Annotated in this window: 10 protein-coding genes and 1 pseudogene; all 11 read right to left on the bottom strand. The window is 30.6% G+C overall.

The annotated features are described in order from the left end of the window. Window positions 1–370 (bottom strand): DUF1667 domain-containing protein (locus RH99_RS08420; protein ID WP_010236505.1); only part of this gene is annotated, 370 nt, incomplete at its 3' end. 3 nt (window positions 371–373) lie between these two features. Beyond that, a complete protein-coding gene (locus RH99_RS08415) occupies window positions 374–1,633 on the bottom strand; it encodes an NAD(P)/FAD-dependent oxidoreductase (RefSeq protein WP_010236502.1) in 1,260 nt (419 codons plus the stop codon). Between the two features lie 45 nt (window positions 1,634–1,678). Further along, window positions 1,679–3,109: an NAD(P)/FAD-dependent oxidoreductase gene (locus RH99_RS08410; RefSeq protein ID WP_010236501.1), complete on the bottom strand. Its 1,431-nt coding sequence runs from the start codon at window positions 3,107–3,109 to the stop codon at window positions 1,679–1,681. Between the two features lie 117 nt (window positions 3,110–3,226). Continuing rightward, window positions 3,227–4,718, bottom strand: a pseudogene (glpK, locus tag RH99_RS08405) (glycerol kinase GlpK). 336 nt (window positions 4,719–5,054) lie between these two features. Beyond that, window positions 5,055–5,834, bottom strand: coding sequence for a response regulator transcription factor (locus RH99_RS08400; RefSeq protein ID WP_010236500.1), 780 nt, complete (start codon window positions 5,832–5,834; stop codon window positions 5,055–5,057). A 133-nt stretch (window positions 5,835–5,967) separates the two neighbouring features. After that, a complete protein-coding gene (locus RH99_RS08395; protein WP_010236499.1) occupies window positions 5,968–6,672 on the bottom strand; it encodes an MIP/aquaporin family protein in 705 nt (234 codons plus the stop codon). A gap of 466 nt (window positions 6,673–7,138) precedes the next feature. Further along, window positions 7,139–8,368 (bottom strand): sensor histidine kinase, encoded by a 1,230-nt coding sequence (locus RH99_RS08390; protein ID WP_010236498.1) that lies wholly within the window; start codon window positions 8,366–8,368, stop codon window positions 7,139–7,141. A 23-nt stretch (window positions 8,369–8,391) separates the two neighbouring features. Next, window positions 8,392–9,570, bottom strand: a complete 1,179-nt coding sequence (locus tag RH99_RS08385) for a trans-sulfuration enzyme family protein (protein ID WP_010236497.1) — start codon at window positions 9,568–9,570, stop codon at window positions 8,392–8,394. 373 nt (window positions 9,571–9,943) lie between these two features. Then, on the bottom strand, window positions 9,944–10,324 hold the full coding sequence (locus tag RH99_RS08380) for a hypothetical protein (RefSeq protein ID WP_010236496.1): 381 nt from the start codon (window positions 10,322–10,324) through the stop codon (window positions 9,944–9,946). A gap of 606 nt (window positions 10,325–10,930) precedes the next feature. Further along, the gene (locus RH99_RS08375) at window positions 10,931–12,046 is read right to left on the bottom strand and encodes a 4-hydroxybutyrate dehydrogenase (protein ID WP_010236495.1); all 1,116 of its coding nucleotides are present in this window, start codon (window positions 12,044–12,046) and stop codon (window positions 10,931–10,933) included. A 37-nt stretch (window positions 12,047–12,083) separates the two neighbouring features. Continuing rightward, window positions 12,084–13,445, bottom strand: coding sequence for an aldehyde dehydrogenase family protein (locus RH99_RS08370; RefSeq protein WP_010236493.1), 1,362 nt, complete (start codon window positions 13,443–13,445; stop codon window positions 12,084–12,086). Window positions 13,446–13,588 lie beyond the last annotated feature (143 nt).

Raw genomic sequence — 13,588 nt, 5'->3', positions numbered from 1 at the left:
CTTGCTTCAATTCTATATTTTTTGTAGCTATAATATTTACACCTGTATTGTCTATATTTTTTACTATTATATCATTTATTGAAACAGGTGCTTCTACAGTTACATCTTTCAGCAATTCTAAGCACTTAAATATTTCGCCCTTTGGAATATCTTGTTCAGTTTTTACTGAAACAACATTTTCAACTCCACCGCTTACTTTTATACATGAAGTAACAATTCTAGTAGGATTTGTACATTCCTTTTCTCCATATATTTCTCCTCTTTTACAAGTATTTCCTTCTACATTTTTTACACTATTTCCTTCTAAATACACTTTTAAAGAACAACCTTTGGGACATCCTATACAAGTTAATTCTCTAATATTACTCATTTCTTATCCCCTCTCAACTATTATATCTATTTTTTTACAATCAGAATGTTTAACTAACATATCCTTAGAAATTTTTATAGTTTCCATTTCTCCTGGTGTTAAAATACTCTTCTTTATGTGCATTTCTCTTATATCACCAAAATATACGGATATATAACTATTTTCAAATACATCTCCCACTCTAAACCTAACATCTATAGATTTTTCTACATTTTCAGCATTTATATAAGTTGGTACAGTATATCTTACACCCTTGGATGGTACAATTTCCATACCTCTATTTTCAAATCTTTTACCTCTAACGTATTCAGCAGCATTTATTCCTGCATTCATGCTCTCTAATGTAACATTATCAACCAAGTCATGTACATGTAACACATTACCGCAGGCAAATATACCTTCAACACTTGTTTGTAAGCTTTCATTAACAAAAGCTCCTGAAGTTACATTTGATAAGTTAACTCCTGCCTTTTTTGAAAGATCATTTTCTGGTATAAGTCCTACTGATAGAAGTACAGTATCACAACTAATAAATTCTTCAGTTCCCTTAATTGGCTTTCTATTCTTATCTACCTTTGCTATTGTAACACCTTCAACTCTCTCTTTACCCTTTATATTTGTCACTGTATAGGATAGTTTAAGAGGAATATCATAATCGTCTAAACATTGTACAATATTTCTTTTTAATCCACCTGAGTATGGCATTACCTCAACTACAGCCTTTACTTTAGATCCTTCAAAAGTCATTCTTCTTGCCATAATCAGTCCGATATCACCTGACCCAAGTATTACAACTTCTTTTCCTGGCATATATCCTTCTATATTTACAAATTTTTGAGCAGTACCTGCAGAATATATACCAGCACATCTACTTCCCGGTATATTGATAGCTCCTCTAGGCCTCTCACGACAGCCCATAGCTAAAACAATAGCTTTAGCTTGTATTTCCATAATTCCATCTTTATCATTAACAGCAGTAATCTTTTTATCATTACTTATATCAATTACCATTGTATTTAATTTATATGGTATTTTCATATATACAGCTTTATCTATAAATCTTTGTGCATATTCAGGGCCTGTCAATTCTTCTTTAAACGTATGCAGTCCAAACCCATTATGGATACATTGATTTAATATTCCTCCCAGTTTATTGTCTCTTTCTATTATTAATATATTATCGATTCCCTCTTCTTTGGCCTTTATTCCAGCGGCAAGACCCGCTGGTCCACCCCCAATAATTACAATATCATATTGCTGCATTATTCTAACCTCCAATAATTAGTTATGGGATAATATTTATTAAACTTATTCTTTTATCTTTCCTGTAAGTAGATTTGAATTACTTCCAAATTTACTTACATCTTCAAGAGGTATATCTAGTTCTCTTGATATAATATCAACTATTTTATTTGAACAGAATCCCCCTTGGCATTTACCCATACCTGATCTAGTTCTCCTTTTTATTCCATCCAAAGTCTTTGCTCCAAGAGGTCTTTTAATTGAATTTATAATTTCTCCTTCAGTGACAATCTCACATCTGCAAACTATTCTTCCATAAGCCCCATCTTTAGCTATTAATTTTGATCTTTCCTCATTAGTCATTTCCCTAAATTTAGGAATACCTTTTCTAATAGGATTAAAGTTTTCATTTTTATTTGGTGAAAGTTTTTCTACTACCATATCCCTAACCATTTCAGCAATAGCTGGAGCACTAGAAAGGCCAGGTGATTCAATTCCTGCAGCATTTATAAAATTAGGTACATCTTCAGCTTCTCCTATTATAAAATCATTTCTTTCAGAATGAGCGCGAAGTCCAGAAAATGAAGTTATTATTTGTCTCATAGGTATTTTATCTATTGTAAGTTTTGCCTTAGATAATATATCATCAAGTCCCTGACCACTTGTTGATAAATCTTCTTTATCTTCAATATCTGTTGCACTAGGACCTATTAATAAATTTCCGTCCACTGTAGGTGTAACAAGTACACCTTTCCCCATATTGCTTGGAAGTTGAAATAAGGTTTTCTCCAAACTTTCTCTAGCATCCTTGTCAAATAAACAGTATTCACCTTTTCTAGGTATAATGTTGAATTTATTTTCGCTTAACATATTATTTATTTCATCTGCAAATAAACCGGATGCATTTACTATAAGTCTTGAAGTGAATTCACCTTTATCTGTATTTATGATAAACTTTGAATTATCTTTTATTATACTTTTTACTTCTGTTTCCAGTTGAAATTGAACATTGTTGTCATATGCATTTTCTGCATAGGCTATAGTCATTTCATAAGGACAAACAATTCCACCAGTAGGTGCATATAAGGCAGCTACTGCATTGTTTCCTACATTTGGCTCAATAGTCTTTATTTCTTCTTTATTAAGTATTTTTAAATTTGGAACTTTGTTCTTATCTCCATTTTCTTTTAATGCCTTTAGTTTATCTAAGTCTTCTTCATTAAAACACAGTACTAATGATCCATTTCTTTTAAATGGAAAATCTAATTCCTCAGACAGTCTATCAAACATTTTATTACCTCTAACGTTTAATAGTGATTTAAGAGAACCAAATTTTGCATCGTAACCAGCATGAACTATTCCGCTATTAGCCTTACTTGTTCCATTGGCAACATCAATATCTTTTTCTAAAACACAAATTTTCATATTGTATCTAGATATTTCTCTAGCTATAGAGCAGCCTATTACACCAGCTCCAATAATAATTACATCAAACATCTTATACCTCCAAATATAAATATAAATTTTTTATACTGAATTTCTATTTGTTCTATGACCTATTTTAGAAATTTTACTATGCTAAAATACTATATATTGCTTATAAATACTTAAGTTTTATGAATTAGCCCAGTTTCTTGATCTTTCCACTGCCAAATGCCAATTCTTTAATAAATCTTTTCTTTTTTCTTCTTCCATATTTGGTGTAAATATTCTTGATGTTTCCCTATTCCTTACAATATCTTCTCTATCTCTCCAGTACCCTACTGCTAAACCAGCAAGATAAGCTGCTCCCATGGCTGTTGTCTGCACAACCTTAGGTCTGTCCACTGTAATATTCAATAAATCAGCATGAAATTGCATAAGAAAATTGTTTACACATGCTCCTCCATCAACTTTTAGTATTCTTAACTTTATGCCTGAATCCTCTTCCATAGCTTTTAATACATCATAGGTTTGATATGCCAATGCTTCCAATGTGGCTCTAATTATATGCTCCTTTTTTGATCTTCTTGTAAGTCCAACTATGGTCCCTCTTGCATAAGGATCCCAATAAGGAGCACCAAGACCTGCAAAAGCTGGTACTACATAAACTCCATCCGTATCTTCTACCGCCTCTGCATATTCCTCAGTATCACTTGCTGTCTTAATCATTCTAAGTTCATCTCTTAGCCACTGAATAGAAGCTCCTGCCATAAATATACTACCTTCTAATGCATATTCTACTTTTCCATCTATACCTACAGCTATTGTAGTCAATAAGCCATTTTTAGATTTTATAGCATTTTCTCCGGTATTAACCAATATAAAACATCCAGTGCCATAAGTATTCTTAGCAGTCCCTTCATTGAAACAGGTTTGCCCAAATAGAGATGCTTGTTGATCCCCTGCATCACCACATATAGGGATAGATCCACCAAATATAACTTCATCAGTATTACCATAAATGCAGCTTGATGGTTTTACTTCTGGAAGCATAGCCTTAGGTATACCAAATAATTCTAATAATTCATTATCCCAATCCAAATTATATATTATAAAACATAGTTCTGGAGGCATTTGTGTAATCGGTTACATGAACTTTACCTTTGGTTAGATTCCATATTAACCATGTATCAATATTACCAAATAATAAATTTCCCTTTTCTGCTTCCTTTCTAGCCCCCTGAACATTATCTAAAATCCATTTAATCTTTGTTGCTGAAAAATATGCGTCTAACATTAACCCAGTTTTTTCTCTTATAACGTCTTCAAAACCTTGTTCTCTTAACTCATCACAATATTCTGCTGTTCTTCTACACTGCCAAACTATTGCATTATACACTGGTACTCCTGTTCTTTTATCCCATACGATAGTTGTCTCTCTTTGATTTGTTATGCCTATACCTTCTATATCTCCTGCTCCTATATTACTTTTTGCCATAGCTTCTGCTGCAACACTAAACTGAGTTGCCCATATTTCCATAGGATTCTGCTCTACCCATCCAGCTTTAGGATATATTTGAGTACACTCTTTTTGAGCACTACTAATTACATTTCCACCTTCATCAAAAATGATACATTTTGAACCTGTAGTTCCTTGATCTAAAGCCATTATATATTTATTCACGCTTTCACCCCTCCATATGTTTCACAATAAAACATATCATTGTTTCATTACTTAAATAATACTACAAATTATTGAAAACCTTATCATGTTATTTTGTTCTGTTTTTGTTCTATATTGCTTAATTTGTGTTTTCTTTAATGGTAATATTTTGTTGTGCTATTTATACAAATTTGCCATCTAAATTTTTTTGTTAAATAATTAAGAATCTTAGGCATATTCAAAATATTCGTCGCATCTTTGACTTACTATTTATTTTCACATGCCTTAGCTAAAAAAATACCGAACGTGTGCTCGGTATTTTTTAAATTCTATACACAATATAGGTATAGTACTTTATTATTCCTTATTATTATCATTTCTATATTTGCTGGGAGTTGTTCCAGTGATTTTTTTGAAAACCTTTGTAAAGTAGCCACATTCATAATATCCAAGTTCTGCAGCTATATTTACTATTGGTATATCCGTATTTTCAAGAAGCTCTTTTGCCTTATCCATCTTGTATCTGCTAATATATGTTATAAAACTAATTCCCATCTGCTTTTTAAATAATCTACTAAAATAGTACACACTTAAATTTGTAATATGAGCTATTTTCTCTAATGATATTTCTTCTCTATAGTTTTCTTCAATATATTTTAGAGCAGGTTCTAAAACTTTATTTGTACCTGATCCAATCCTAACCTTTTCCTCATTATTTACTCTAAAATTCAAAGTATAATTTTCCTTTATTTTCTCTCTATTGATCTTTAAATTATTAATTTGTGTATTTAAGATTTCCAATAATTCCCTATTTTTAAATGGTTTTAAGATATAATCGTTTACACCTAAAACTAAAGATTTACGTACTAGATTAAAATTATCGTAAGCTGTAACCATTATAATTATCTTATTTTGATTTTTCCTTTTAATTATTTCTGAAGCCTTTATACCATCTAAACCAGGCATCTTTATGTCCATAAAAATTATATCTGGATTTAGTTTTTCATCTACTTCTATAGCTTCAGTGCCATTTCGTGCCTCTCCTATAATTTCTATATCCTCTATAAAATTTTCTAATATAATCTTTAAAGCTTCTCTTTGTAATTTCTCATCATCAACTAATAATATACTATACATCAGAAATCACCTCTATAAAATATAAAGATAATTAATTATGTTAATTCTTATCCCTATAAATTTTATTTACTATAATAATTATACTATAACAATCATACTACAATATTATATAAAAAACTATAAAATTTATATACTAAAATATAAGCTTATAAATAACGGCTCCTACTACTCCTCCACAGATTGGTGCTATAACAGGAATCCATGCATATCTCCAATCCGAACTTCCTTTTCCGTATATAGGCAAAATATAATGTGCTATACGTGGTCCAAGATCCCTCACAGGATTTATAGCATAACCTGTTGTTCCGCCCAAATTAAGTCCTTCCGCCCAAATAATACCTCCCACAACTATAGGTGACAAACCATCAACCATCTTTGTATTAGATATACCCAGTATACAAAATACCAATATAAATGTACCAATAAATTCACTAATAAAATTTGAACTCATATCTCTAATAGCTGGCTGAGTACAAAACACAGCAAGTTTTGCATCCTTATCTTCAGTTTCCTTAAAATGAGGCCTATAATATATCCAGACTATTACTGCCCCAAGAAAGGCTCCTAATAATTGGGCAACTAAATATATCAGTACATGGTTCCAAGGAAACTTCCCTATTACAGCTAATCCAATTGTTACTGCTGGATTAAAATGTGCCCCACTAGTATTTCCAAATATAAAAGCAGGTATAGCAACTGCTAAAGCCCATCCTGTAGTAATAACTATCCATCCAGAATTTTGACCTTTTGTTTTACTTAAAACTACATTTGCAACAACACCATCTCCTAATATAATAAGAATCATTGTTCCTAACATTTCAGCTATAAATTGTGACATATACATCTCCCCTTCAAACTTCTGTAAAGGTTTAGATATAATTTTCTATATTTCTCTTCATCTTCAAAAAGAACATATATTAATTAATACTTATTAGATATAATAACAGTTTGTAATTTCTATATATTGTAAATAGCCATGGTTAAATTGTATTAATTTTTATATTTGTAAACCTTTACTTAATTGGATATAATAAATTCCTCTATAGAACTTCTTCATAATTTACACCGCCCTCCTACTGTTATTCCATCTATTTAATATCATAATACAATTCATCCCACTATATCATCAGATTATTTTGCCTTATACTTGTAATTTTTTGCTTAAAACTTTATAATTATAATCTTTCTTCATTGTATTTTTTTGTCCTAATAGCTGGGTATTCAGTATAAATATCTATATTATTACCAATGGATATAAACCTTTAAATATTGTATATAAATGAAAGGAAGTGTATTTTTCGAATCTAATATGTATGTTTAAATATAGTTATTTTTACTTGCGTACCCTCATTCCTTTCACTGACTATATCAATTGAATGCATAGTTCCATAACAATAATCCAGCCTCTTCTTCACATTGCTTATTCCGCTTTTATTAAAAGAAGATTCATCGTAATCCTTACCTTTTTTATTTATAATTTCTAATTTATCTTTATTAATGCCAACTCCATTATCTTCTATACTTATAATTAGATTTTTCTCAGATTCATAAGCTTTCACCTCTATTAGTCCACCTTCTTCTTTTAATTCTATTCCGTGAATTATAGAGTTTTCAACAAATGGTTGTATAATCATAGAAGGGACTTCAATATCTTTAAATTTCTCATCTATATGAATATTAAAATCCAATCTAGAATCAAACCTTATTTTTTGCAAATTTAAATAGGATATGACATAGTTAATCTCATCTCCTAATTGTGACATTTCATTTGCCTTTTTTAATGTATAACGAAGCATTGCTGATAGGTTACAGACAACCTCCTGTATTCTAGGCGCTCCTTCAATTAATGATAATGCTGAAATACTATTTAATGTGTTAAATAAAAAATGGGGATTAATTTGAGATTGTAATGCTTTTAGTTGAGCATCCTTTAATTCCTTTTCTAATTCTATTTGAGATCTTTTAGAATTTATGAATTTAATATTTTCTTCATTAAGTTCTTGTTGCAATCTTTTTAATGCTGCTTGACTTACAATGTAATTGCTGATATGAAACATCATTTTTCCAATGGATTTAATTCTCTTATAAGGTATCACACACAATTTTTTGTATTCTATCATAAGCTTTTCATCATATTTTGTATTTGATTTCCCTAGAATAATTTTTTTTAATTCTAGGGACTTACTCTCTTCTGTAAAAACTTGTCCTGCCATTAGGGCTCCAATATATTGTCCATCTAATATTATTGGAACCGCAAAATCTATAAGTCCATTATAACATTTGTACACATAAGGTAATCCTATTCTAGCAGATTCTTGTCCACCTATTGAATCACACTTTTCGCATAACTCTCTTGAATCATTTTCTTCACGCATTATTTTGCAGAATCCAGTACACATGCTATGTTTAGTTATAGGCCTTCCATTATAATCTACTGTAATAATTGCAATTCCTGTTGAACAGGCGATATCATCTTGTATTTTTTGAAATTCTTCAATATCTATAATATCCTTTAATACAGGTCCATCCTTCAATTTTTAATCACCTCATATAGTTTTTATAAACCACATTTTTTAAAGGCTTGTTTCAAATCATTTATGATGTCATCTGGATCTTCAAGCCCCACGCTAAACCTAAGATGTCCATCTTTAAATTCTTCTGGATAAAAATGATTTCTTTCGTCCTTTGGTCCAGTGTAGACAATTAAACTTTCATCATGTCCAATGGATACAGCTGAAATAACAATTTCTAGAGAATTTACAAATTTATTATGAGTTTCTACATCTGCATTAAGTCCAAAAGATATAACTCCTGAGAACATACTCATTTGTTTTTTTGCAATTTCATGCTGTGGATGACTCTTAAGTCCTGGATAAGCAACAAATTTCACTGCTGGATAGTTTTCAAGAAATTGCGCAATCTTAAGGGCACTTTCACTATGTTGCCTCATTCTTAGAGGCAATGTTACAACACCACGCATAATAAGCCATGCATTAAAGGGACTTATTGCTCCTCCTACATTTACCATTGCTTCACATTTTATTTTATTTATAAGTTCTTTTTTGCCAATTACAGCTCCACCCATAGCATCTCCATGTCCATTTATGTACTTTGTCAAACTATGAACCACAAGATCTGCTCCAAGCTTAAGTGGCTGTTGTAAATATGGTGATGCAAAAGTACTATCTACAGAAAGTAATGCTCCAGCCTTCTTTGCAATTTTAGATATTTCAGCAATATCACTCACTCTAGTAGTAGGATTTCCAGGTGTTTCTATATGTATAAGTTTAGTATTAGGACGTATTGCCTTTTTTATTTCGTCTATATTTGCACTGTCCACAAGTGTTGCTTCTATACCATACTTTTCAGGTAAATATTGATTTAATAACCTATAAACCGCTACATATGAAACATTAGAACAAATAACATGAGAATCTTTATCTAGAAATGTAAAAAACACACCGGAAAGTGCAGAAACGCCACTTGCTAGTACCACACAATCTTCTCCGCCTTCTAGGGCTGCTAATCTCTCTTGAAGGTATATTTGATTTGCAGAAGTATTTCTTGTGTAAACCAAGTTATTAGGATCACTCCAATTAAGTGTGGATGCATCTTCAGGTAATCTATAACTATTTGCCATAGTAAGTGGTCTTCTTATAGCTCCTGTTTCTTTGTCTATATCATTTCCTACATGTACACATTTTGTAATAAAACTAATTTCATCTTTATTATCCATAACAATCAAACCTTTCCAATATGTTTTATATACTATACAAAAAATTATAGATCTATACAAACTTATTGTCAATAATATTTACTATTTGGAAAATGTACTTTTATCCTATTGTTTACTATATTATTTTCTAAGATTAGTTTACTACTTTTTTTATGAAATATATAATTATTTTTATTTTATAGAATAGCTATCTGAAATATGCTAATACTATTCTTGTAATAACTTCATCGATATATCCTCTTTATAATTAACTCTTATATGAATAGGAGATGCATCTTTTGGTGCATCTCTCCTCATATATACAAATCCATATCTTTTTTAATAGTAAATTTTTACTTTTAGAATGCAAATTCGTATCTTATTCATGTAAATGTTACGGTTCGAAAACTAGCCTCTTGAAATTGGAATATGGAGATAATTCTTTTAAACAAGATATTAACTTAACATAATTGTCTCCAATCTTATAATATGAATATATTGTATGGCCTTTTATAATCTTATGTTTTAATATATTAAGACTTGTCATATTTTCAAATCTTGCATAAATACTATCTTTATCCAAATTTAGTATAGGAAGATCTTGCATTACCCTATCATATTTTACCCAATAATAGATTTCATCCTCAACTTTTGCTTTCACCATAGCTCCACTTTCCTTAAAATCGATAAAATACCGTAACAATACTGCATCTATAGAATCTAGTCCAAATTCTATAAGTTTAACTTGACTATATCCATATATGTTGAACCCCATACCATCACCCCTCATAATTAGTAATAATTTTAATTAATTTATCTTATGACTATTTACTGTAATACGCATCACTCTAAATAAAAAGCTATTAACACAAAATCTTTATTGGTTATTACTATATCACGTTATACCATTATTTTACAAATAGTTTTATTCCTCAATTATTAACAATTTATACCGATTTATATAAATTTCTTCTATATGCTTACATTATTATAGGTTTAAAATGAATAACTACCAAATAAATGGTAATACTTTAAATGTAGTCTTCATGAAAAATCACTTTTTAAAGGCCTAGATTAACATATAATCTAGGCCTTTATATATTCATTTTGAGCTATATTCAGTATTACATTATAGGAAGATAGTTAAATAAATAACTTTAACCTGACTAACTTGGTGTAAGTCTCCCACGCACTCTGTGAAAGTGATTCACACAAAATCAAAAAGAAAATTTGGGCTCTCTACTTTTCTTAAAGTGGGAGTCCAACGCCAAGTAAGCCATGCATTCGCAGTTCTAAAATTCAGATGGAGTAAAAGAATCCCCACCTGAATTAAGAACTTGCTTCAATATATAGACTTTTGACATTTTACAATGCATTAAAATTAGTACAAACTCTTATAAGTGTTTATTATATCTTCTCTTGAAAATGGCTCACAACTATTTACTAATAATCTCTGTTGTCCATCTATAACAGCATCAGTAAATGTTTCAATTTCTTCTTTTTTCATACCATATTCCCTCAATGGTTTTCTAGGCAACAATTTATCCAGCACTTTTGATAAATTTTCATATACACTATCTGTATTACATGATAATATATCAGATAATATTTTGTTAAGCTGCTTAATCTTACCTTTTGGATTCTTTTTATAGTATGTCTTAAATATTTCTGTAAAGAATAGATAGTTTGCCTCCCCATGTGGCACATGATAATTTCCACCTAAAGGATAGGAAAGTGCATGCACAGCTCCACAACCTGCATTTCCAAAAGCTATGCCAGCATAATTACTTCCTAAAACAAAATTTTCGATTATCTCAGTTCTATGATCTTTACCTTTTTCTAAAATCTCAATATATCCCTTTAAAATTAATTCTATAGCTTTTATGCTAAATATTTCAGTTAAAGGTGTAGCCTTTGGAGACACATAGGACTCCGATGCATGAATTAAGGCATCTACTGAGCTAGTTACAAAGAACTTATATGGTAGTCCCTTTACAAGTTCTGGTATAAGTACCGCATAATCAGGATATAATTCATCTGCTGCAATCCCCTTTTTGGTATGTCTTGATTTAAGTTCAGCAACAGATACATTGGTAACTTCAGAACCAGTTCCACAGGTTGTAGGCACAATAATCAATTCTTTATTTTTTACTAAAGTAACTTTTCCATCGAATAAATCAAGTGAATCACTAGTATAATTCACATTTAAGAGCTTAGCTATATCTATTACTGAGCCGCCACCTACAGCTATTATCCTTTTATATTCTTTACCTTTCATATCTTTAATTATTGCATTTATCATCTCATCAGAGGGTTCACCTGCACCATATTTTTCTTGGAATACAACATCTGCACCATTATTAAACTTTTCTAGAAATGGCTTATATAAAAACTCATTTGTCAATATATAGTCACCTTTTCCAACATTAAAGAATTTCATGAATTCTTCTGCCTTATCAAATTTGTGAATTTCAGGCACTATCTTCAATAATTTCATAAATGGGTCTCCCTTCTATCTTGCAGTTTTTGGTATATTATCCCCAAATTTCTTTATCATTAGGAATTTTAACATTTTTATTAAAATATCCTATTCTTGAAACATTTATTAAATGTTCATAAGTTAAATTTTCTGAGATACTGTTATTTCCCCATGATCCGCAGCCTAATGTTGTAGTTGGATTAAATCCGTTAGTGTAACTTCCACCTGCTGTAGTTGAAGGCTGATTAACAACTAATCTACTTATTGGTAGAACAACACCTGCATATCTTATATGCTCATCATTGTTAGAATGAATTGTTACTGTATGTCCTGCACCTTCAAATAATAAGTTAGTTTTTGCTATTTCAACTGCTTCTTCAAAAGTATCATATTTTAATGCTACTACAAAGGGACACATTTTTTCTTTGCAAAACACTTCATCTTTTCCTATTCCACTACCTTTCAATATAACTATTTTAGATCCCTCTGGAACTTCTACACCTGCTAATTTAGCTATAACTTGAACTGATTGACCAACAACTTTACGACTTATTGATCCATCTTTAAATATAGTTTTTCTGAATTTTTCAATACTTTCCTCATCATCAATATAACAAGCACCATTTTCTACAAATATACTCATTATCTTGTCATAATCTTTAGCTGGAGTTATAACTGACTGCTCACATGAACATATAATTCCATTATCATATTTTCTTCCTGTTATTATATTTTGGGCAGCTTTAACATAGTCATATCCTTCATCGATTATAACCTGAGCATTTCCTGGTCCAACACCATAAGCTGGCTTTCCACTGGAATAAGCAGACTTAACCATTCCCGCACCACCAGTAGCAACAACCACGTCAGCAGATTCCATAAGTTCTTGAGTTAAATCTATGGATGGTTCTTCTATTATCTGTATCAAATTTTCTGGTGCTCCTAATTTTTTAAGTTCCTTATTCATTAATTCTACAGTATGAGTTGAACATTTTTTTGATCTTGGATGAGGTGCTATTATTATAGAATTCCTTCCCTTTAATGCAAACATAGCATTACACATTGGAGTAACTATAGGATTTGTAGTTGGAGTTATAGCGGCTATGACACCCTTTGGTTTAGCAACATATAATAATCCTTTTTCTGGCTCTTCTTTGATTATGCCAACAGATTTTTTATCTTTTAGATCCTGCCAAATAACTCCAGACTTCAAACGACATTTAGCTACCTTATCTTCATAAACTCCCATTCTTGTTTCTTCTACTGTTTCTTTAGAAAAAGTTTCGGCATTGTCATAAACTACCTTGGCTATTGCTCTTACTAATGCATCAACTTGCTCCTGAGTATAATTTTCAATTGCCTTTTGTGCCTTTCTTGACTTATTTACCAATTCCTTTATAAATGTTTTATTATCCATTATTCTTTCCTCCTAAATAATTTATTTATATATTAAATTTTATATATAACTTTTTTATAAGGCATGTGAAAATAAATAGTAAGTCAAAGATGCGACGAATATTTTGAATTGAGCAAGGAAGCAGGTTCCGATGATAGTGGGCT

The sequence above is a fragment of the Clostridium arbusti SL206 genome (assembly GCF_000246895.1).
Classification (GTDB): domain Bacteria; phylum Bacillota; class Clostridia; order Clostridiales; family Clostridiaceae; genus Clostridium_I; species Clostridium_I arbusti.
This window is presented reverse-complemented; position numbering and strand designations above follow the sequence as displayed.